Annotated in this window: 19 protein-coding genes; 7 read left to right on the top strand and 12 right to left on the bottom strand. The window is 63.0% G+C overall.

From position 1 onward, the window contains the following. Positions 1-23: 23 nt before the first annotated feature. From BLS51_RS28330 to rpoD, 3 genes are all read right to left on the bottom strand, one after another. Entirely contained in the window at positions 24-263 is a 240-nt protein-coding gene (locus tag BLS51_RS28330; protein WP_229207782.1) for a hypothetical protein, read from the bottom strand. Then, positions 263-643 (bottom strand): GFA family protein, encoded by a 381-nt coding sequence (locus BLS51_RS28325; RefSeq protein WP_090192217.1) that lies wholly within the window; start codon positions 641-643, stop codon positions 263-265. Before BLS51_RS28325 ends, BLS51_RS28330 begins: the two co-directional genes overlap by 1 nt. Positions 644-715: 72 nt before the next feature. Next, positions 716-3,178 (bottom strand): RNA polymerase sigma factor RpoD, encoded by a 2,463-nt coding sequence (gene rpoD / locus BLS51_RS28320; protein ID WP_090192218.1) that lies wholly within the window; start codon positions 3,176-3,178, stop codon positions 716-718. Between the two features lie 405 nt (positions 3,179-3,583). On the opposite strand from rpoD, the gene BLS51_RS28315 reads away from it, so the two are divergent. From BLS51_RS28315 to BLS51_RS28300, 4 genes are read left to right on the top strand one after another with little or no spacing between them, the layout of a single operon-like run. Continuing rightward, positions 3,584-4,063 carry a ProQ/FINO family protein gene (locus BLS51_RS28315; protein WP_090192219.1) on the top strand — a complete coding sequence of 160 codons (480 nt, stop codon included), beginning with the start codon at positions 3,584-3,586 and terminating at the stop codon, positions 4,061-4,063. A 10-nt stretch (positions 4,064-4,073) separates the two neighbouring features. After that, on the top strand, positions 4,074-4,724 hold the full coding sequence (locus BLS51_RS28310) for a 3'-5' exonuclease (protein WP_373994365.1): 651 nt from the start codon (positions 4,074-4,076) through the stop codon (positions 4,722-4,724). Positions 4,725-4,762: 38 nt separating this feature from the next. Then, positions 4,763-5,572, top strand: coding sequence for a c-type cytochrome (locus BLS51_RS28305; RefSeq protein WP_307188173.1), 810 nt, complete (start codon positions 4,763-4,765; stop codon positions 5,570-5,572). Continuing rightward, positions 5,569-6,837, top strand: a complete 1,269-nt coding sequence (locus BLS51_RS28300; RefSeq protein WP_090192220.1) for a cytochrome c — start codon at positions 5,569-5,571, stop codon at positions 6,835-6,837. The genes BLS51_RS28305 and BLS51_RS28300 overlap by 4 nt, the downstream gene beginning before the upstream one ends. Positions 6,838-6,845: 8 nt before the next feature. Here the strand turns inward: BLS51_RS28300 and BLS51_RS28295 are convergent, their stop codons facing one another. Together BLS51_RS28295 and BLS51_RS28290 are read right to left on the bottom strand one after the other, a co-directional pair. Next, entirely contained in the window at positions 6,846-7,961 is a 1,116-nt protein-coding gene (locus tag BLS51_RS28295) for a type IV pilus twitching motility protein PilT (RefSeq protein ID WP_090192221.1), read from the bottom strand. Positions 7,962-8,027: 66 nt separating this feature from the next. Then, complete coding sequence (locus BLS51_RS28290; RefSeq protein ID WP_090192222.1) at positions 8,028-8,672, bottom strand: class I SAM-dependent rRNA methyltransferase; 645 nt, start codon at positions 8,670-8,672, stop codon at positions 8,028-8,030. A gap of 17 nt (positions 8,673-8,689) precedes the next feature. On the opposite strand from BLS51_RS28290, the gene BLS51_RS28285 reads away from it, so the two are divergent. Beyond that, positions 8,690-9,589, top strand: coding sequence for a head GIN domain-containing protein (locus BLS51_RS28285; RefSeq protein WP_090192223.1), 900 nt, complete (start codon positions 8,690-8,692; stop codon positions 9,587-9,589). 1 nt (position 9,590) lies between these two features. On the opposite strand, the gene BLS51_RS28280 is transcribed toward BLS51_RS28285, so the two are convergent. Next, entirely contained in the window at positions 9,591-10,304 is a 714-nt protein-coding gene (locus BLS51_RS28280; RefSeq protein WP_139168813.1) for a hypothetical protein, read from the bottom strand. Positions 10,305-10,322: 18 nt separating this feature from the next. Further along, positions 10,323-11,123 carry an alpha/beta fold hydrolase gene (locus BLS51_RS28275; RefSeq protein ID WP_090192225.1) on the bottom strand — a complete coding sequence of 267 codons (801 nt, stop codon included), beginning with the start codon at positions 11,121-11,123 and terminating at the stop codon, positions 10,323-10,325. A 125-nt stretch (positions 11,124-11,248) separates the two neighbouring features. Here BLS51_RS28275 and BLS51_RS28270 point away from each other — a divergent pair, with 125 nt between their 5' ends. Continuing rightward, positions 11,249-12,694 (top strand): NAD-dependent succinate-semialdehyde dehydrogenase, encoded by a 1,446-nt coding sequence (locus BLS51_RS28270; RefSeq protein ID WP_090192226.1) that lies wholly within the window; start codon positions 11,249-11,251, stop codon positions 12,692-12,694. On the opposite strand, the gene BLS51_RS28265 is transcribed toward BLS51_RS28270, so the two are convergent. Next, positions 12,691-13,800, bottom strand: a complete 1,110-nt coding sequence (locus BLS51_RS28265; protein ID WP_090192227.1) for an Rpn family recombination-promoting nuclease/putative transposase — start codon at positions 13,798-13,800, stop codon at positions 12,691-12,693. The two genes, BLS51_RS28270 and BLS51_RS28265, sit on opposite strands and share 4 nt — an antisense overlap. Before the next feature lie 95 nt (positions 13,801-13,895). Here BLS51_RS28265 and BLS51_RS28260 point away from each other — a divergent pair, with 95 nt between their 5' ends. Then, complete coding sequence (locus tag BLS51_RS28260) at positions 13,896-15,152, top strand: Xaa-Pro dipeptidase (protein WP_229207784.1); 1,257 nt, start codon at positions 13,896-13,898, stop codon at positions 15,150-15,152. Positions 15,153-15,222: 70 nt separating this feature from the next. Here BLS51_RS28260 and BLS51_RS28255 read toward each other — a convergent pair whose 3' ends face one another. From BLS51_RS28255 to BLS51_RS28240, 4 genes are all read right to left on the bottom strand, one after another. Next, positions 15,223-15,765, bottom strand: coding sequence for a YaeQ family protein (locus BLS51_RS28255; RefSeq protein WP_090192229.1), 543 nt, complete (start codon positions 15,763-15,765; stop codon positions 15,223-15,225). Between the two features lie 11 nt (positions 15,766-15,776). Then, positions 15,777-16,646, bottom strand: coding sequence for a formyltetrahydrofolate deformylase (gene purU / locus BLS51_RS28250; RefSeq protein WP_090192230.1), 870 nt, complete (start codon positions 16,644-16,646; stop codon positions 15,777-15,779). A gap of 101 nt (positions 16,647-16,747) precedes the next feature. Continuing rightward, positions 16,748-17,311, bottom strand: a complete 564-nt coding sequence (locus tag BLS51_RS28245; RefSeq protein ID WP_090192231.1) for an NF038129 family PEP-CTERM protein — start codon at positions 17,309-17,311, stop codon at positions 16,748-16,750. A gap of 10 nt (positions 17,312-17,321) precedes the next feature. Continuing rightward, entirely contained in the window at positions 17,322-20,348 is a 3,027-nt protein-coding gene (locus BLS51_RS28240; RefSeq protein ID WP_090192232.1) for a putative Ig domain-containing protein, read from the bottom strand. Positions 20,349-20,590 lie beyond the last annotated feature (242 nt).

Raw genomic sequence — 20,590 nt, 5'->3', positions numbered from 1 at the left:
CCCGCTCAGCCGGGGCGTTTTCTTTATGCGCGCAATTCTTCCAGGATGCCTGTTGCTGCGCGCTCGGCCTCCACTTCGGCGGCCCTCTGAGCGGTAAAGGTCTGATCTGCCGCCACCCGCCGCTTCGGGCAGACGTTATTCATGTGCATGGGGTTATCTGACGGCGCAAAGATCGAAACATAGGCGCCCCATTGCTCGCTGCCTTCCAGCAGTTCGCCGGTGAACTCGACCTCGTAGCCATCCATTTCCTTGGCGGGCATCATCAGCCTCCATGCGGTAGCCAGGCGGGTTTGGTGTCGGAGTAAAGCTCGCGCTCGACCGGTCCGTCATATTCCGGCTCCAGCGTACCCAGCGTAATCGCGATGCGGTGGGGAGACTGGGTGCTGTGCCAGAACAGCGTAGAGCCGCAAACACGGCAAAAGCTGCGGCGACCGTCCTCGGACGACGCATATTCCGTAACCAGCTCCGGCCCGGACTCGATCACCAGCCCGGCGCGAGCCACATTGGCGTAGCTGCCCGCCGCTGCGCCATGCTGCTTCTGGCACATGGTGCAGTAACAGTGGCTGGCGTGAAACACCGGCAGCGCCGCCTTGTAGCGCACGCCGCCACACAAACAACTGCCATACAAATGCTGGTCGCTCATGCCGCATCCCCCTTGCGAGAATACTAGCATGATAAAAAAAGGGAGGCATCTGCCTCCCTTCTGGTGTGCTGCTTAGTTTTGCGTCAGGAAGGTTTTCAGCTTGTCCGAGCGCGATGGCTGGCGCAGTTTGCTCATGGCTTTGGCTTCGATCTGGCGGATGCGCTCGCGGGTGACGTCGAATTGCTTGCCGACTTCTTCCAGCGTGTGATCGTTCGACATTTCCACGCCATAACGCATGCGCAGCACCTTGGCTTCGCGCGGGGTCAGCGAATCCAGCACTTCCTTGATGACGTTGCGCATCGAGGCGTGCAGCGCGGCATCCAGCGGCGCCAGCGTGGTGTTGTCTTCGATGAAATCGCCCAGTTGCGAATCGCCATCCTCGCCCATCGGCGTCTCCATCGAGATCGGCTCTTTGGCGATCTTCATGATTTCGCGAACTTTGTTCTCCGGCATTTCCATCTTGACCGCCAGCGTCGCCAGGTCCGGCTCGCTGCCGGTTTCCTGCATGATCTGGCGCGAGATGCGGTTCATCTTGTTGATGGTTTCGATCATGTGCACCGGCACACGGATGGTACGCGCCATGTCGGCGATCGAACGGGTGATGGCCTGACGGATCCACCAGGTCGCATAGGTCGAGAACTTGTAGCCGCGACGGTATTCGAACTTGTCCACCGCCTTCAGCAGACCGATATTGCCTTCCTGGATCAGATCCAGGAATTGCAGGCCGCGGTTGATGTACTTCTTGGCGATCGAAATCACCAGACGCAAGTTGGCCACGGTCATTTCGCGCTTGGCCTGACGGGCGCGCTTCTCGCCGGCAGCCATCTGCTTGTTGATCTTGCGCAGGTCGGCCAGCGGCAGCGCCACGCGCTGTTGCAGATCGATCATCTTGCGTTGCAGTTCCTTGACGGCCGGCACGTTACGGCCCAGCACGGTGCTGTACGGATAGCCGGCATCCACTTCGCCATCAACCCAGTCCAGGTCCGTTTCATTGCCTGGGAAGACTTTGATGAAGTGCGCGCGTGGCATGCCGCAACGGTTGACGCACAGGTCCAGCACGGCGCGCTCGATCGAACGCACTTCTTCCATCTGGCCGCGCAGCGTGTCGCACAGCTTCTCGACCACCTTGGCAGTGAAGCGGATGCCCAGCAGCTCGGCCGAAATGGCTTCCTGCGCGGCGACATAGGATTTGGAGCCGTAGCCGCCGGTCGCCTTGCGCATTTTCTCGAACTGACCCGAGATGAAGGCAAATTTGTCCAGCGCGGCAATTTTCAGCTGCGCCAGTTGCTCGGTCGAGTAGCCGGCCGCACCGCCGCCGGCATCGCCATCTTCTTCGCCGACTTCTTCGTCGTCTTCTTCATCTTCGTCATCCGACGAGGCCACCACGGCTGGCGCTGGCGCGCTTTCGTTCGGGTCGACAAAGCCGTCGACCACGTCGTCGACCTTCATTTCGTCCAGCGTGATCTTGTCGGCCAGCGCCAGGATCTCGGCGATGGTGGTCGGGCAAGCCGAGATCGCCTGGATCATGTCCTTCAGGCCTTCTTCGATACGCTTGGCGATCTCGATCTCGCCTTCGCGGGTCAGCAGCGCCACGGCGCCCATTTCACGCATATACATGCGGACCGGGTCGGTGGTGCGGCCGAAATCGGAATCGACGGTCGACAGCGCGGTGGCAGCAGCTGCTTCCACCTCATCGTCCGAGGTGACGGTGGCGACGTTATCGCTGAGCAGCAGCGCTTCCGCATCCGGCGCGCGCTCGTAAATGGCGATGCCCATGTCGTTGAAGGTGGCGATGATGCCTTCGATCGCTTCCGGATCGATGATGTTTTCCGGCAACTGGTCGTTGATCTCGGCATAGGTCAGGAAGCCGCGCTCCTTGCCCATATTGATCAGGTTCTTGATCTGGGCGCGGCGCTTTTCCAGTTCCTCGGCGCTGGCCTTCGGATCGATACCCAGCAGTTCGCTGCCCTTGGCCTTGCGCTCGCGCGCCTTCGACACAGCCTTCAGCTCGGCGCGCTCGACCGCGTTCAGTGCGGCGACCTCATCGTTTTCCGGCGTGAATTCCGACGGCTTGCGGCCACGGCGGCCCGGCACTTTGACGCCCGGCAGCAGGTAGCCCGAGGTGTCGATCGACGCCAGCGTGGCAGCGTCGGTCACCTGGCTGACCACCGGGCCAGCGGTGGCGATGATGGCCGGTGCAGGCTCAACCTTGGCCTTGACCAGTTTCGATTTCGGCGCGGCCTTGACCACCACCGCAGGCGTGTCGACCGACGCGGTAGCGGTGGTCGACGCGCTCTTGCGGGCGACCTTGACGGCTTTGGCCGGCTCATCGGCGGTTTCGACCGTGGCCACATCCACCTGGGCGGCCTCAGCGGCGGCGCTCAGGCGGGTTTTCTTTTTGACGACCGTGACTTTGCTCGCTGCCTCTTCATTATCGATGACATAAGATAGAGTCGTCTTCGGCACGACCAGCGGCGCAGCGCTTGCGCGGGTAGGCTTTTTGACGGACAACGTTAAAGTTTTCGGTTTTGTCATTAAAATCTCTCAATGCGTATTCGTCAGAAATTACAAAAAAGCTGGCCCCGCGCCGACCGCGAGCGGTGCGCATGGGTGGAAATGTTGTAATTTAGTTGACGATTTTCTGCGGAATAAAAAAAGCCCGCTACCAGTCACGGGCTTGTTTCTCTTTTCAGGGAAGAATGAGAAGGGCAAATGAGAAGGGCAATCGCCCTTGGTCAGACCATCCGAATCGCATCCTGTTCCAAGCTGAACCACACCGTACTGCATTAGTGCGTCGAACATTATACACATTTTATGCCCCGAGCGCACGTCCGCCGGTGCGCTTAACGCCATTCTGAGCATGGTCTATACGATACAATGGCCTAAAATGCACTGCATTACGCTGGGCAGCATGATATGCTGACGGCTGTTGCTTAACCTATGAAGTCGATGAACACTAGTCTTACCCCCCAGCCTCCGGCCACCGAGCCAGCAACCGCTGCCTCCGCACCGGCGCCTGCCGCCCAAACCCCGCGCAGCCTGCTGAAACAGTTGCAAACCCAATTCCCTGCTTTCCGCGATTTCCTGCCGCTGGCTATCGGTATCGATAAACAGCTGCTGGCCGTGATGCCGGACCTGGACCGCAAAACCATGCGCACTGCGCTGGGCATCCACACCGGTTCGCTGCGTTACCTGAAAGTCATGGAAAAAGCCAAGGTCCGTCACGACCTCGATGGCAAGCCTGGCGCCGAAGTGACCGATACCCATCGCGCCCATGCCACCCAGGTGCTGCAGGAACGCTACAAAAAAGAAGCGGAACGCAAGAAGGCCGAGCGCGATGCCAAGGCAGCCGAGGAAGCCGCCCGCGTGCACGCCGACAAGCTGAACCAGCTGGCCGCGAAGTTCTCCAAAAAGAGCTAAGTTGGACGACCTGCCTGTGCCGGCGGCGGAAGACGAACTGCCGCCCTACAACGGCATCGCTATCGCTGATGTGCAGCTGGTGGTCACGCCGGAACAGGCCGTCGCCGCGCGCGACGCCCTGCTGGTGTGTGACGCCATCGGCTTCGATACCGAGTCCAAGCCGACCTTCACCCGTGGCGAGACCTCGACCGGGCCGCACCTGATCCAGTTCGCTACCGACAAGAAAGCCTGGCTGTTCCAGATCGGCCACAGCACCGAACCCCACATCCGCGCCATGCTGCTGGCGGTGCTGGAGCGCCCCTTGCCGCTGAAGATAGGCTTTGGCCTGGCGGACGACGTCAAGCGCCTGCACGCCAAGCTGGATATCCGCGCCGCCGGCATCGTCGACATGTCGGTGGTGCTACGCACGCCCGGCCAGCGCAACGACCTCGGCGCCAAGACCGCCGTGGCCAAGTTCTTTGGGCTGAAGCTGCAGAAGTCGAAGAAGATTTCCACCACCAACTGGGCCCTGCCGCGCCTGAACGAAAAGCAGATCCTGTATGCGGCGGACGACGCCCAGGTGGCCTTGCGCGTCTACCGCCACTGGCTCGGCCTGGGCAACCAGCTGCCACCGCTGAAACCGGTGAAGTTGCCAAAACCGCCAAAAACCGGTATATCCTAGGCTCGCGGCCGCCATGCGCCGCCTGCACCAGGAGGAGTATGCGGACCTTTCATGCACTGGGCCTTGCCGCCGCGCTGAGCGCCACACCGATGGCGTCTTCGGCGCCGCCGGACACGTTGGAGCAGCGCATTGCTGCCTGCCTTTCCTGCCACAGCGTCAAGGAGCGTGGCGACGCCTATTTCCCGCGCATCGCCGGCAAGCCAGCGGGCTACCTGTACAACCAGCTGCGCAATTTCCGTGATGGCCATCGGCAGTATCCGATGATGAATTACATGGTGGCGCACCTGCCGGACGCTTATCTGCGCGAGATTGCCGATTACTTCGCCGCGCAGCATCCGCCCTATGCCACAGCGGCGGCCGGCAGCGGCGCCAGCGCCTCAGCCGTCCAGCTGGCACGCGGCGAGGCCCTGGTGCGGCATGGCGATGCAGGCAAGAAGATCCCTGCCTGCGTGGCCTGTCATGGCGCCGGACTGACCGACGTTGAGCCGGCCATTCCCGGCCTGCTGGGCCTGCCAAGCGATTACATCAACGCCCAGTTCGGCAACTGGAAAGGCAAGACGCGCCGCGCCGCCGCGCCCGACTGCATGGCCGATATCGCCGCCCGCCTCAGCGTGGAAGACGTCGCCGCCCTCTCCGCCTGGCTCAGCCGGCAACCGCCCGACGCCGACGCCCGCCCGGCCACCAGCCTGCCCGCGCCGCTGCCCATCGCCTGCGGCAGCGTGCCATCGTCCGCCACGCGAGCGCCCGCTGCCACCGCAGCCCATCAAGCTGCGCCCGGTGCCGGCAGCGCACCGCAGCAGCCGCCCGCACTCCGCCCAGGCACGGCATCCGCCGGAGGCGCAAAATGAGGAAAACCGTCTATACGCTGATCGCCGCCGTGCTGCTCACCGCCATTGCTGCGACAACCTGGCTATTTTGGCAGACCGACGACGTCGGCCCGCCAGCAACGCACACCGCAAAACTGACGCCAGCGGAGCGCATCGCCCGTGGTGCCTACCTCGCCCAAGCGGGCGACTGCCTGGCCTGCCACACCACGCGCGGCGGCCAGGCCTATGCAGGCGGCCGCGCGCTGCAAACGCCATTTGGCGCCGTCATCTCGCCCAACATCACCGCCGACCGCGCCACCGGCATCGGCATGTGGAGCGCCGACGACTTCTGGCGCGCCCTGCACAACGGCAAATCCCGCGACGGCCGACTGCTCTACCCGGCCTTCCCCTATACCAACTACACGCGCATCACGCGCGACGACGCCGATGCGCTGTACGCCTACTTCCAGACCGTGCCAGCGGTGAGCCAGGCCAATCAGCCGCACCAGCTGCGCTTTCCATACAAGCTGCAAATCTCGCTGGCAATCTGGCGCGGCCTGTACTTCAAACCCGCCGTCTTCCGCCCGGAAACCGGGCAATCGCTGGAGTGGAACCGTGGCGCCTACCTGGTGCAAGGCCTCGGCCATTGCAGCGCCTGCCACAGCGCACGCAACCCGCTGGGCGCATCGGAGGGCGAGAGCCTGTCCGGCGGCATGATTCCAGCACAGGGCTGGTATGCACCGGCGCTCAACGCACGCGGCGACTGGCAACAGGCACATTTGACGGCATTGCTGAAGACCGGCGTCTCGCCACGTGCCACCGTATTCGGCCCGATGGCGGAAGTCGTGCAGCAAAGCCTGCAACACCTGAGCGACAGCGACATCAACGCCATGGCGGTCTACCTGCAAGCGCTGCCGCCTGGCCCCAAGCCAGCGCCATTTGAGCGCGACAATAGTCAGGAAGCGGTCGCCTTCCTGGCGGCGGGCGGCAAGCTCTACGAGAAACACTGCGTGGATTGCCACGGCGCCAATGGTGCCGGCCAGCCGTCGGCCTACCCGCCGCTGGCGGGCAATCAGGCATTGGCGATGGACAGTGCGGTCAACCCGATCCGCATCGTGCTGAATGGCGGTTTCGCGCCCGGCACGGCAGGCAATCCACGGCCGTACAGCATGCCGCCATTCAGCCACGCGCTGAACGACACGGAAGTGGCGCAGGTGGTGTCCTACCTGCGCAGCGCCTGGGGCAACAACGCGCCGCCGGTCACCGGCACCGAAGTCAACCGCTACCGCGCGGTGCCGCTGGATTAGGATTAGGCTTAGGCGACGAAGCCGATGCGGTCGGTGGTGGCGTTGCGCGCATCATCGACCGCAATCCGGCCCTCGTCGAGCAGCGCGTGCAGCGAGGTGTTCATCGTGTGGCAGCCTTCGCCCGGCTTGTCTTCCATCCAGATGCGCAGGTTGGAGATCTGGCCGTTGGCGATCATCTCGGTCACTTCCGGATTATTGGTCAGGCACTCGGTGGCCAGGTAATAGCGCTCGCCCTTGACTGCCGGCAGCAGTGCCTGGCACAGCACGCCGCGCAAGGCGTGCGCCAGCGCCTGCGCCTGCGCTTCGGTGTTGCCCAGCAGGCGCAGCATCTTTTGCAGCCCCAGCTCGGTGGAACGCGCGTGCAGCGAGGCCAGCACCAGCGGACCGGCTTCCGCCAGCGCCAGCGCTTCCTGCGCCGTCTGGGCGTCGCGGATCTCGCCGATGACGATCACGTCCGGACGTTCGCGCAGCGCATCCAGCGCGCCCAGGTAGAAGCTTTCGACGTCGCCGTCCGAGCCGACTTCGCGCTGGGTAATCACGCACTGGCGCTGTGGTATCAGCGTCTCGACCGGATCTTCAATCGTGATGATGTGGCCGGAGCGGTTCTTGTTGATCTCGTCCAGCATCGAGGCGATGGTGGTCGACTTGCCTTGGCAGGTATCGCCGATAATCAGCACCAGGCCGCTAGTGAGCCTGGCGAAGTTCTGTTCGTGCTTGCCCAGGCCCAACTTGGCCAGCGGCATCGGCTCTTTCGGGAAACGGCGGATCACGCAGCCCAGGCGCTTGCGGCCCTGAAAGCTGAAGCAGTTGGCGCGGATGCGGGCGGTATGCAAGTCCACCGCGCGGTCGAAGGCGCGCTCCTGGATGCGCTCGGCCCAATTCGGCTCCACCACCTCAAAGAATTCCTGCAGCTCCTCGCGCGTGATCGGCGAATCGGTGACGGCGACCAGCCCTTTCGGCTGGCGCAACATCAACGGGCTGTTCTGGTGGATCAGGATGTCGCTGAAAATCAGCTTGGAGTTCAGCAGGTGAAGGATCTGCTCGACGAGCGTGCCGAAGACCGGATGGTCTTCGTTCTCGATGTAGCTGAGGGTGCGAATTTGCGACGATTGATAATGTTCCATCTCTGCTCAAACCTCCGTGGGATGCCCGGATGATTATAAGAGAAAATCTTGCATTACCGAAACTATTTAATCGCGCAACCGGGGATATTTGAAGCCGGTACGCAAATCCATGCTGAAGCGTTGCCCCTTTTCCGTCACCAGCACATGCTCGGGCGGCTCCTCGCCGGCCAGCGGACGGTAAAACACCGGCAAGCCTTCCGACTTGCGCAGCAGCTCATCGCAGCGTTCATAGACATTCGGGCAACCGGTATCGGCAAGCAGCGCCTGCACGATCGGCACTTTCCAGGCATCGACGCCAGCCGACTGGAACTGGCAGATCAGGAAGCCGGCGGTGCCGCCCCAGCTGTCGACCAGCAGGCCCGGCAAGCCGTCGGCATCGCCACGGATGACCGGCACGATGTCGGTCGGCGCGGCGGCGCGCACGGCTGCGGCGCGTTTGGCAATGGCGGCGCGCACCCGGCGCTTCATCATCGCATGATCGACCGGCTCATCTTCCTTGTAGCTCCAGACGCGAGCGACGATCTCGGATTTCGGGTTGTAGGCGGCGCGCGCCAGGAACTGGCGTGACGAAGTTTGCACAATGGCGGTGGTGCCAGGCTTGTTCTTTTCTTGCGGGCGTCCGTCGACGCGCTCGATGGCGGTGGCATAGATCAGGATGTCGCCTGCCAGCAGGCGTTTTTCCTTGCCCTGTTTGATGGTTATAGTCAGCATAACCCGAATCATACCTCATGCGCAGCCTATCCCCGGCTGGCGGCATTCTGCGCCGCGCCGGCTGCAGTTCGTCGCAGCACGGTGTCGCCGGCGCCCGCAGCCCCGTAGGATGCAGACTCAAGACAAACGAATTCGAGGAGATCACCATGACCGTCAAGCGCATCCTGCCTACCCTGCTGTTGTCCGCCGGCCTGCTGGCCGCCAGTGCGCCGCTGCTACCCGCGCAAGCCGGCCCGCTGAGCTGGATCGGCGGCGGCGAGCGCGTGCAGGGCAGCGGCAAAGTCGTCAAGCAGAACCGCGACGTCGGTCATTTCCGCGCGCTGTCGGTGGGCATCGGCGGCGATGTGGAAATCCGCTCCGGCAATACCGAGGGCGTGACCGTGGAAACCGACGACAACGTTCAGGCGCTGATTGAAACGGTGGTGGAAAACGGTGTGCTGCGCGTCCGTACGGCCAAAAATGTGCGGCTGGATACGCGCCACCTGAAAGTGATCGTGCAGGCGCGCACGCTGGACAAGCTGTCGATCGGCGGCTCGGGCAATGTCACCGCCGACAAGCTGCGCGGCGAAAGCCTGACCATCGATATCGGCGGTTCCGGGTCCTTCAATGTCGACCAGGTGGAGAGCGAATCGCTGGCCGTGGCGCTGGGCGGCAGCGGCAGCTTCAAGGCAGCCGGCAACACCGAGCGCCTGCAAGTGTCGATCGGCGGCTCGGGCCGCGTGCAGGCCGGCCAGCTGCAAAGCCGCGACGCCGTGGTCAGCATCGGCGGCTCGGGCCAGGCCACCGTCTGGGCCAGGAAGACGCTGAACGTCAGTGTGGCCGGCTCCGGCGACATCAACTACTACGGCGATCCGCAGATCAGCAAGAGCATCATGGGCTCCGGCACCATCAAGCGCATGGGCAGCGCGCCGATGTAAGCTAGAACCGCGTCGGGCAGTCCGACATGGTCGGCTGCCCGGAGCCGGCCCAACCGGATTTCGGCGCGCTGTTGAATGAGATGCTGCCGGTGTCCGGATAGAACAGGCAGTATTCGCCCATCGCCGTGATGACGCGGTAGATGCGCTTCGGATCATTGGGCGCGCTGAACAGCTCGATCCTCGCCTGCTCGAACCACTTCGGCTTGACTGCGGCGCCGGCGGCCGCGATGCCGCGTGCAAGACGCGCGTTCGGCGAGCCGGGCGGCGGCGTCAACGCTTGAGGATGCTCGGCGCGCAGTTGACGGTCGATCGCAGCAACATCTTTCAAGGCCTGGCGCACCACGTCGGGCGGTAGCGATTTCTCTGGCGCCGGCGCGGCCAGCAATGCCTGGACTTCCGGCGTATCGGCGAGCGAGGCCGGTGCGGGGGCAGCCGAAGCCGTGGCTGGTGCGGGCGCAGCCGGGGCCAGCACCGCTGCGGGCGGAGCGGCAGCACCTGAGGAGACTACGGCGCGGGCAATCGGTGATAACACGATCGCGGACACGGGAATGCTCCCCGGAAGCGCCACGGCCGGGGGCGCTGGCGTCAACTTTGCGGGTGGCTGCCAGAGTTGCAGCCAGATCCGGTTATCGCGCACCACCGGCTGATGCACCGGCCGCAACGCCAGCCATAGCAAGGCCAGGTGCAGCAGCACCACGATTGCCAAGCCTGGCACAGCCGGCCTTCTCCGCATTTACGGTTTCAGCTTGTCAAGCAATTGGAAGACGGCGGCAGTGATGGCAGCTGGCTCGCCTTGCTGAACTTCGATCACCGGCAGCTCGCCAAACGGCTTGCGTGCGCTGCGCAGCTGGTTGGCGCTGGTTTCCAGGCTGTCGAGTTCCGACGCACGGGCACGCCAGTAGGTCGGCTTGAGCGACTGCGCCGCCTGCGCGGCGGCCAGCGCCGGGCCGATTTCACCGTTGATGGTGGTGGATGGATAGGCGCACGCGGCTTCGTGCCTGCCTTGCTCGGCTGCCTTCAGACAAACCAGCACGGCGTCCAGGCGCGCATTGCGGTCGGCCGGCAGCACATCTTCATGCCACGGTTCCACCAGCACCAGGCCGGCAACGGCTGCGTTGCGCGAACGCAGTGCGAAGTGCTGCGACACCATCGCGCCATAGCCGGCACCAACCAGTACGAACGGCGCTTCCAGGCGCGCGTTCTTGATGAGGAAACTCAGGTCCTTGCTGGCGTTCGCCACGGTCGAGGCGCGAATGATGGGATCGCTGGCGCCCAGGCCGCCACGGTCATAGACACAGGCGCGGGTGCGCTTGGCCACGTCCGGCAGCACCGCCGACCAGTCCCAGCCGGCACGGCCGGCATCGGCCTCGAACAGCACGGTCGGCGAGCCTTTTCCGGTGCAGAACATATTCAGCTTGCGGCCGCCGACGTCGACCCGGATTTGCGCCCCGACCAAGGCATCCTGCCCGGCTGGCGGCGCTGCCTGGACGCTGGCCGCAGCCAGCAGAAGAATGAAGGAGATGATTTTTCGCATCCCTCCATCTTACCCTTTTTGCAATGCGACAGGGAGTGGAATACGGAGTTGACGAATTTCTGGCAAAGTAACGGTTGCACGCGCGTTGAGACAGTCGCGCCCCCTGACATGAATGGAGATTTCCCATGACGACCATTACCTATCCAGATGTACGCCTGCTGATCGCCAATGAGTGGACCGAAGCCATTGGCGGCAAGACGATTCCGGTGCTGAATCCGGCCACCGGCAAGTCGATCGGCACCGTGGCGCACGCCAGCATCGCCGACCTGGACCGCGCGCTGGCTGCGGCGCAGAAGGGTTTCGAGGCCTGGCGCAAGGTGCCGGCGTTCGAGCGCACCGCGACGCTGCGTCGTGCCGCCGCGCTGCTGCGCGAACGCGCCGACGAGATCGCCCGCCTGCTGACGCAGGAACAGGGCAAGCCACTGGCCCAGGCACGCGCCGAAGCGCTGGCCGGCGCCGACATCATTGACTGGTTCGCCGCCGAAGGCATGCGCGTGTATGGCCGTATCGTGCCATCGCGCAATCCGGCTGCGCAGCAACTGGTGCTGAAGGAGCCGGTGGGTCCGGTGGCGGCGTTCACGCCGTGGAACTTCCCGATCAACCAGGTCGTGCGTAAATTGGCGGCGGCGCTGACCACCGGCTGCTCCTTCCTGTGCAAGGCGCCGGAAGAGACGCCGGCATCGCCGGCAGCACTGTTCCAGTGCTTTATCGACGCCGGCGTGCCGCCGGGCACGGTGGGCCTGGTGTTTGGCGATCCGGCCGAGATTTCGAATTACCTGATTCCGCATCCGGTGATCCGCAAAGTGACCTTCACCGGCTCGACGCCGGTGGGCAAGCAGCTGGCGGCGCTGGCTGGCGCGCACATGAAGCGTGTGACCATGGAGCTGGGCGGTCATGCGCCGGTGATCGTGGCGGAAGACGCCGATGTGGCGCTGGCGGTCGAAGCCGCTGGCGGCGCCAAGTTCCGCAATGCCGGCCAGGTGTGCATCTCCCCTACCCGCTTCCTGGTGCATAACAGCATCAAGGACGAGTTCACCCGCGCGATGGTGACACATGCCGAGCGTCTGCAACTGGGCAATGGCCTGGTGGAAGGCACGACCTTGGGACCGCTGGCAAACCCGCGCCGTGTTGCGGCGATGGCGCAGTTTGTGGAAGATGCACGTGCCAAGGGCGCCAATGTGGCGACTGGCGGTACGCGCGTTGGTTCGGAAGGCAACTTCTTCGCGCCGACCATTCTGGCGGATGTGCCGCTAAATGCCAGCGTGTTCAACGATGAGCCGTTTGGTCCGCTGGCGGCGATACGCGGTTTTGATACGCTGGACGAGGCGATTGCCGAGTCGAATCGTTTGCCGTTTGGCCTGGCTGGTTATGCGTTCACGCGTTCGATCAAGAATGCACATCAGCTGATGCACAATGTCGAAGTCGGCATGCTGTGGCTGAACCAGCCGGCAACGCCAAGCGCCGAGATGCCGTTTGGTGGCGTCAAGGATTCGGGCTACGGCTCGGAAGGTGGCCCTGAAGCGCTGGAAGCCTACCTGAACACCAAGTCGGTATCGCTGTTAGGCGTTTAATCTCTGTGGCCCTCGGCAAGTAGCTGCTGGGGGCTAACGCCTTTAAACAGCGCCTCAATCCAGCGATTGAGCTGCTCCGCATCGGCGGCAGAAATCACTGCCGCTGCTTGTGGCGACTGGGCGTACTCGCCCAGCACTGCGATCAGCACACGTCCCAGCGCCAGCCGCTCGCCATCTTGTCGGCCTTCTTGTCGGCCTTGCTGTCGGCCTTCTTGTCGGCCTTGCTGTCGGCCTTCCTGCAGTCCTTCTTGGCGACCTTCCTGCAGTCCTTCTTGGCGACCTTCCGCCAATCCTTGTTGCCGACCTTGTTCCAGTCCCTCTATGATGGCTTGCGCTCGGGCTTTTTCGATCGGCCGTTCAAACATTCCCGGATCGAACATTTCATCGTAAGTGAATTTTCGTCGCATCTTCATGGTGAACGCCTCCTCCAGATCCATGCTAGTCTGCACCGCCGCATCCTGCAAGGTCAGCTGAATCCAGCGCGTCAAACTTTCGCGTGCAGTATCCATATCGCGCTGACGTATCCGTTCCGCCACCGCATCCAGCGTATCGCGCATCTCGGCATCAGTGCCTGCGCTCAACAGTCGAAACAGCAGGCTGACGATATCGGCGCGAACGCCAGCGTGATGCTGGTCAATCAGCAGATATTGCTGACTGGCCTGAAAGTGCTCCAGCCCCGCCGGCGCGGGCAGCATCAACTCAGCCAGCTGCGTCGCTGCGTGCCATGGCGAACGGCCGTGATACAACACGATCGGCAACACCGGCGGCAACTTGCCATGCTTGCTCAGCTTATGTTGCGCCACCAGATCCTGATACAGCAAGCCCACGTACACCTGCATCCGCAATGCCATCCACTTGTCTGGCCGCGACTGGAACTCCAGCAGAATGTACACATACACCCACTCGCCGCCGATGCACGCCCGCCACACCACATCCTCATGCCGTACCCGGCCACGATCACTGGCATAGCTGGCATTCACCCGTTCAAACGCCGCCACCGGCAAGACCCGCGCCCAATCGGAGACAAGAAATCCCGCCACCAGGTCGCGCACGACTTCAGGATGGGCAAACAGCTGCTTGTACAGGATGTCGGCACGGGAGCTCATGAAAAAATATTGTAGCTTTCGCCACCATTGCCGAGTACGCTAGGAAATGAGCTCGGTTTGGCTCTCCTCAATAAAACACGATAAAGGAGATGTACTTGAAAGCGATCGCCTCATCCCTCCTGCTGTGCGCTGCTGCCACCGCGCACGCCGCCGACATCACCGCCATCAAGGCCGCCCACATGGTCGACGTGCGCAACGGCACGCTGATCGACAACGCAGTAGTCCTCATCAGCGGCGAGCACATCACCGCCGCAGGCAGCAGGCTGGCCATACCGGCCGATGCCAAAATAATCGATCTCGGCAACAAGACCCTGCTGCCCGGCCTGATCGACACCCACACCCATATCACCGGTCGCCCGGAAGACGCCGGCTACGGCATCATCGCCAAATCGATTCCCCGCCAGGCACTGCAAGGTGCCCGCAACGCGCGCGTGACGCTGCAGGCCGGCTTCACCACCATCCGTGACGTCGGCGCCGATGGTTATGCCGATATCGGCCTGCGCGACGCCATCAACGAAGGCGACGTGCCCGGCCCGCGCATCGCCGCCTCCGGTCCGGCGCTCGGCATCACCGGCGGCCACTGCGACGACACCATGCACGCGCCCGAATACAAGTCGACCTCACTGGGCGTCGCCGACGGCGTCGACGAAGCGCTCAAGGTCACGCGCCGCAACATCAAGTACGGCGCCGACGTCATCAAGATCTGCGCCACTGGCGGCGTGCTGTCCTTCGGCGACGATCCGCGCACCTCGCAATACACGCTGGAAGAACTGAAAGCCATCATCGGCGACGCCCACCGCCTCGGCCGCAAGAGCGCCGCCCACGCCCACGGCGGCGACGGCATCAAGCTCGCTGTGCTGGCTGGCGTCGACTCGATCGAGCATGGCTCCTACATCGACGACGAAGGCATCAAGCTGATGAAGGAACACAAGACCTACCTGGTGCCGACGCTCTACCTTGGCGACTGGCTGCTGGAAAACGCCGAAGCCATCAAGCTGCCCAAGCCGCTGCTGGAAAAAGCCAAGGTGGTATTGCCGCAGGCGCGCATCAACATCGGCAAGGCGATCAAGGCCGGCGTGCCAATAGCCTTCGGCACCGACGCCGCCGTCTACCCACACGGCCTGAACGCACGCGAGTTCGCCGTATTGGTCAAGCTGGGCATGACCCCGGCGCAAGCGCTCCGCACCGCCACCGTGAATGCGGCCGATCTGCTCGGCTGGAGCGACAAGGTAGGCAGCATCGAAGCCGGCAAGTACGCCGACCTGATCGCCGTGGACGGCGATCCGCTGAAGGATGTCAGGACACTGGAGCAAGTCCAGTGGGTGATGAAAGGCGGAGCGGTAGTGAAATAAAATCCGGGGGTCAGTTCTGCCAAACGTACACGAGCTCATGTACGTTTGGCAGAACTGACCCCGGATTGGGCTAGCGCTCGGCTTTCAGGACTTCGCGGGCGATTTCTACGGTGGTGGTGCCGTCGGTCAGCCAGATCTGGCCGTCCTGGATCGTGCATTGCAGTTGCATCGTGCGCTGCGCCATCGTGGCCAACTGCTCGGCGGCGGCGGCGTCCAGATCCACCACGGTCAGGTTCTTGCAGCGCTCGACCTTGTTGGCCAAGCCCTTCCACCAGATGTGGCTGGTGGCGGCGTAGCTGTACACGTAGACGTGCTCCGAACGGCCGCACGCCTTCAAAATCACCTTCTCATCCGGCTGGCCGACCTGGATCGACAGTTCGATCGCGCCGGTCAGGTCCTTATGCCACAGGTCCGGTTCTTCGACGTCGAACAGGCCCTTGGTGAAGGTCAGCGCCTCGTTGGCGTGGATGGCGAACGCGACCAGGCGCACCATCATGCGCTCGTCGGTTTCCGACGGATGGCGCGCCAGCGTCAGCTGATGCGTTTCGTAATAATTGCGGTCCATGTCCGCAATCGACAGTTCTGCTTTGTAAATTGTTGCTTTGAGGGCCATCTAAAAATCTCTTAATTGAATACAACGGTTTTCTGGCCGTTTTGCAGCACGCGGTGCTCGACGAACCATTTGACCGCACGCGCCAGCACCACGCACTCGACGTCGCGACCGATCGCCGACAGCGTTTCCGCATCCATCGAATGGTCGACGCGCTCGACGTCCTGCTCGATGATCGGGCCTTCGTCCAGGTCGCCAGTAACGAAGTGGGCCGTCGCGCCGATCAGCTTGACGCCACGGTGATGCGCCTGCGCATACGGCTTGGCGCCCTTGAAACTCGGCAGGAAGGAATGGTGGATATTGATCGCCTTGCCCTTCAGCGCCTCGCACAGGCCCGGCGACAGGATCTGCATGTAACGCGCCAGCACCACCAGGTCGACCTTGTGGGTGTTGACCAGCTCGATGATCTTGGCTTCCTGCGCCAGCTTGTCTTCCTGCGACGCGCCAGTGGCCAGCGGCAGGTAGTGGAATGGAATATTGTAGCTGGCGGCCAGCTGGTAGAAGTCCATGTGATTCGACACGATGGCTGGAATCTCCACCGGCAGCAGGCCGCTCTTGTAGCGGAACAGCAGGTCGTTCAGGCAGTGGCCGATCTTCGACACCATCAGCATCACGCGCGGCTTGTAGTGGGCGTCGCGCAGTTCCCATTCCAGCTTCATGTCGGCGGCCAGTGCACTGAAGTCGGCGCGCAGCAGTTCGTCGCTGACATGCTGGTCTTCACGGGCGAAATGCACGCGCATGAAGAACAGCTGGGATTCGCTATCGCCAAACTGGGCCGAGTCGATGATGTTGCAGCCATGCTCGGCCAGGAAACCCGATACGCGATGCACGATACCGCGCTGATCGAGGCAAGACAGTGTCAAAATGTATTCGGGATTGCTCATAAAGCCGTAAAAGGAGTCGACAAAAGTCGTCTATTGTCGCACGCCTTGACTTCTACGACAAAAATATACAGCCAGGGCCGCAGAGCCCTGGCTGTTGGGACTTAACGCCGGCGACGCACTTGCCAGCCGATGCACATCAGGCCCAGCAACAGCATCATCACCGTTTGCGGCTCGGGAACCGCCTGCACGCTACTCAAGGGACTGAAATTGCTGACCAGCGGCGCGACTCCCGGTAGCAGCGAGATCGTGCCGAGATCGCCATCGGCGCCCAGATAGCTGACATCATTGAACAACGCCCAGCCGAAGGTAATGCCGGCATCGCCGCTGCCCTGCGTGAACAGCACCTGGAACGACAGCGCGCCGCCCAGGTTCACCGCCTGCACCAGATCGCCGCCGTTGCCGAAAGTCAGCGCGCCCGGCAAGGCGCCGCTGACCGGGCCGCTAAGCTGCGCCGGGCCGAACAAGGCACCGGACAGGCCGGATACGGTGGCGCTGGCCGGCGCGGCCTCGGCCAGGCCGAGGAAATACAGGCCCAGGTAGGCCTGGCCATCGCCTAGCGTGGCGGTGTCGATGGTGATGTTGTACTGCTGCGCCGCCTGCGCGGCGCCGCCCAGCAGCATGGTCGCCAGCAGCAGCCGGGCCATCAGGGTTTTCAGAAAAATCACGGTCGTCTCCTTAGTATTTGGCACGCACCAGTTTGCGGCCGTAGTTGATGGACAGCTTGGATGGGTTGCTGAAGGTCGTGGTCAACGTCACCGTCTGGCCCGGCGCCAGTTCGGCGCCCGGCAGCGTGATGTAGGGCACGCCGTCCTTGAGGCCGGTGGCGTTGTCCAGCGTCACGCCGGCGCTCAGGTTCTCCAGCCGGAAGTGCAGCGGACCTTTGATCGCCTGCTGCGTGGTGTTGGTGATGCTGACCGTGCCACTGTATTTCTGCGTGAAACGGTTCATGCTCAGTCCGGACTGCTGGATCTGCGCGCTGGCGCTGACATCGACCGGCGCCAGCAGGTCAAAGCGCGAGCCGTGGAAGTGCAGCTCGCTGTACGAGGAAATGCCTGGGTAGGCCGGATCGGTCGGCGGCCCTGCATGATCGACCCGCACCATGAAGTAGCGATACTGTTCCTGCTCCTGCCCCGCCACCACCGGTATCGTCTCCATGATGAAATTCTGCGGGCCGGTATCGCTTGTCTCGCGGCTGGTCAGCAGCGTCCACGCGGCATTGTCGTTCGAGCCGTAGACATTGATGCCCTGCGTGCGGTTGCCAAACATGAAGCGCGGACGGATGCCGAAAGCATTCACAGCCACCCGATAGTTTTCGCCGAAGTCCAGCGTAACCACATTGCGCAGGTCGCCGGAGAAGCTGTTGTAATCATCATCCAGCAGCGACGGGATGGCGGTCGGATTCAAGGTGGTCGGCGTAACCATGTTCTTGCTCCAGTCCAGGCTGTTGTCGGACGCCAGGCGCGGATTGACCAGCTCCAGTTTTTGCGCCACCACCTGCACCTGCTTTAGCAAGGCGGCAAAGTCGCCGTCCGGCGTGGTGGTCACGGTGGCCTGCAGCGGCGCCAGCTCCGCCTTGAAGGTGGCCAGCGATGGCGTGGTGTAGGCGGTCGACGCATCGTAGCCGCCCTGCGCCGCCACGAAAGCCGATTGGCGGTCCGGCTGTACGTTCAGGCGCGCCGTCATGGTGCTGATGGCAACGCCGTCGGTGGCGCTGATGACTATCTCATGCTCACCGACCTGATCCGCACCTGGCGTCCATGCCAGCGCGCCGGTGGAGGTGTCCAGCGTGGCGCCGGCCGGAACGCGGATGGCCTGGTAACTCACCGTGTCCGCCGCATTGGCGTCGGTGGCAGTGTAGGTGGCCCGATAAGGAATGCCCTGCACCACATACTCGGTGACCGGGAACACCGGCATCTGGAAACGCGGTGGCGTCAGCTGCGTCGGCGCGGCCAGGTTGACGAAGTCCACGTCCACCGTCGCGCCTTCGGCACCGCTGAACTTGAAGTAGATGATGTTATCGCCCAGCTTGCGCGTGCCAATTGCAGCGGAGGCGCTGTCCGGTACGATGTAGCGCCATAGTCCGCCAGTATTCGGCACCGTCAATTCCGCCCACGGCTTGGCGCTTTCGGTGGCGCTGGCGGCCAGCCTGGTGACGGCGTTGGTGCGCACCATCAATCCCACCGGCGCGTACCTGGTACGGTCGGCGTAGGTGATGTCATGGAACACCACGGTAGCGCCCGATGGCGTTATCTGTCCATGGCCGAAGGTGCGCTCGCCCTCGGTTGCCACGCTCCAGTCGCCGTTGAGGAAAATCGATTTGCGTTCCGTCTCCAGCATGCCGGTATCCGGTGGCAGCGGCGTGCCGGTCAGTGCGACCGGCAAGGTGATGAAGGCTTCGGCGCCGAAGTCCTTGTTGTCCGGCGTGCCGCGTCCCCAGCGCGTCACCGGACCATTGGCGTGTTTCGCCGCAATTGCCAGGTACGGCGCCACGGCGTCAACATCAACGCCCTGCTCGTACTTGTAAACGTTGTAGACTTCAGAAATGCCTTCGGCCTGATTCAGCCGGCCGCGATAGGCTTCGGAAATGCCGGACGTGCCGCCGGTGGTATCCGCCCACGGCGTGTTATAGCCCAGCATGAACTGGGCGTAGGCGTTGGCGCCGCGCAGCAGGCGGCTGTCGCCGAAGTGGTAGACAGTCACCGCATCGCTGGACGTGGATGGCTTGCCGGTATATGGATCGACCTTGGTGCCCTGCGAATTCACCACGCGCAGCAGGCCGATCAGGTTGTCGACATTGTCGCCACCGTGCGCCTGGTCGCGCATCATTTCCTGGATCTGGTAGAAAGGAGAGCCGGTCGTGTTGAGCGGATTATCGGCATCGATCATCGGTATCAGCGGCAGGATGCCGCCGTTGATGTCCGGCCGCGCCGACGTAGCGTTGACCGTCATCCACTCGACCGTCTCGTCATAGCGCGCACGGTTGTCGGTGAAGATGGCGCCGACCATGCGCCCGACGATCGAATAAACGTGCTGGTTCATGAAGCGCTCATTGCTGGCGAAGAAAGTGCGCTCCATCGGATCGATCAGGTTGTCCTTCAGCTTTTGCGTATCGATGGCGGTCCAGGTCAGCGGATAGGCGGCGTAGGTGGCGTCGGCCGGCGTGTAGCGCATGATTTCCGCCGCCATCAGCATGCGGAACAGTGGAACGCCGGTATGGATATGCGCATCCGGAAAATAGGCGTAACCGTTAGGATTCATATTGCTCCAGGTACGCAGGATGCGCATGGCGTTGCGCCGGTACTCGTTGCGGCCGGTCATGTAGTACAGCAGCGCTTGTGTCAGCGCGCCTTGCGAGTCGTTGATGATGCGCGTCTGCCCGGTGCCGTTGTTGAAGTTGGGCGTATTCGGCGTATCGACCTTGGTGGCATCGCGGTTGGTCGGTTGCAGATCGAGGCTGGCGTAGTTGCAGCAGACGGTGGCCAGTGTGTTGTAGTAGGTCTTGTACGGCTCGACATCCGCCCTGACCTGCTGGCGCGCGTAGTTCAGCTGCTCCAGCGTAAAGCCGAGCGCGGGGTGCTTGAAGCCGGCTCCGCTGACACTCGCTGCGGCTTGCGGCGTGGCGACGAAATCCACCGCCACCGACGGCACGGTCCAGATCAGCAGCGCGGATGCGACCGCTGTCCTTAGTAATTGCGTGTTCATATGTCTCCTTGATTTATAAAACTGCGGACAAAAGGAGGCCCTTGCGCTCAGGCATGCGCAGGCCCGCCGTCAAAACGACGGCACAACATGCCCCGAGCCCCGGGCCGAGGCTAAGCGGCGGGCTGCGTGAACATCAGTTGTAGGTAAGCCGGCAGCAGGCTGCCGGTCAGGAGCGGAGTCAGGATGGCGACAGCGATTGCGGCAGTTTCATATGCGTCCCCTTTGATAGTTATCGATAACAA

Origin of the sequence: Duganella sp. OV510, from assembly GCF_900100205.1 — a bacterium.
GTDB lineage: Bacteria > Pseudomonadota > Gammaproteobacteria > Burkholderiales > Burkholderiaceae_D > Rugamonas.
The sequence above is the reverse complement of the archived record's forward strand: the minus strand, read 5'-3'. Positions and strand labels throughout refer to the sequence as shown.

Excerpts from the sequence above, each read along its gene's own strand:
- BLS51_RS28330 (WP_229207782.1), bottom strand. The coding sequence starts at position 263 with ATGATGCCCGCCAAGGAAATGGATGGCTACGAGGTCGAGTTCACCGGC.
- BLS51_RS28325 (WP_090192217.1), bottom strand. The coding sequence starts at position 643 with ATGAGCGACCAGCATTTGTATGGCAGTTGTTTGTGTGGCGGCGTGCGC.
- rpoD (WP_090192218.1), bottom strand. The coding sequence starts at position 3,178 with ATGACAAAACCGAAAACTTTAACGTTGTCCGTCAAAAAGCCTACCCGC.
- BLS51_RS28315 (WP_090192219.1), top strand. The coding sequence starts at position 3,584 with ATGAAGTCGATGAACACTAGTCTTACCCCCCAGCCTCCGGCCACCGAG.
- BLS51_RS28305 (WP_307188173.1), top strand. The coding sequence starts at position 4,763 with ATGCGGACCTTTCATGCACTGGGCCTTGCCGCCGCGCTGAGCGCCACA.
- BLS51_RS28300 (WP_090192220.1), top strand. The coding sequence starts at position 5,569 with ATGAGGAAAACCGTCTATACGCTGATCGCCGCCGTGCTGCTCACCGCC.
- BLS51_RS28295 (WP_090192221.1), bottom strand. The coding sequence starts at position 7,961 with ATGGAACATTATCAATCGTCGCAAATTCGCACCCTCAGCTACATCGAG.
- BLS51_RS28290 (WP_090192222.1), bottom strand. The coding sequence starts at position 8,672 with ATGCTGACTATAACCATCAAACAGGGCAAGGAAAAACGCCTGCTGGCA.
- BLS51_RS28285 (WP_090192223.1), top strand. The coding sequence starts at position 8,690 with ATGCGCAGCCTATCCCCGGCTGGCGGCATTCTGCGCCGCGCCGGCTGC.
- BLS51_RS28275 (WP_090192225.1), bottom strand. The coding sequence starts at position 11,123 with ATGCGAAAAATCATCTCCTTCATTCTTCTGCTGGCTGCGGCCAGCGTC.
- BLS51_RS28270 (WP_090192226.1), top strand. The coding sequence starts at position 11,249 with ATGACGACCATTACCTATCCAGATGTACGCCTGCTGATCGCCAATGAG.
- BLS51_RS28265 (WP_090192227.1), bottom strand. The coding sequence starts at position 13,800 with ATGAGCTCCCGTGCCGACATCCTGTACAAGCAGCTGTTTGCCCATCCT.
- BLS51_RS28255 (WP_090192229.1), bottom strand. The coding sequence starts at position 15,765 with ATGGCCCTCAAAGCAACAATTTACAAAGCAGAACTGTCGATTGCGGAC.
- purU (WP_090192230.1), bottom strand. The coding sequence starts at position 16,646 with ATGAGCAATCCCGAATACATTTTGACACTGTCTTGCCTCGATCAGCGC.
- BLS51_RS28240 (WP_090192232.1), bottom strand. The coding sequence starts at position 20,348 with ATGAACACGCAATTACTAAGGACAGCGGTCGCATCCGCGCTGCTGATC.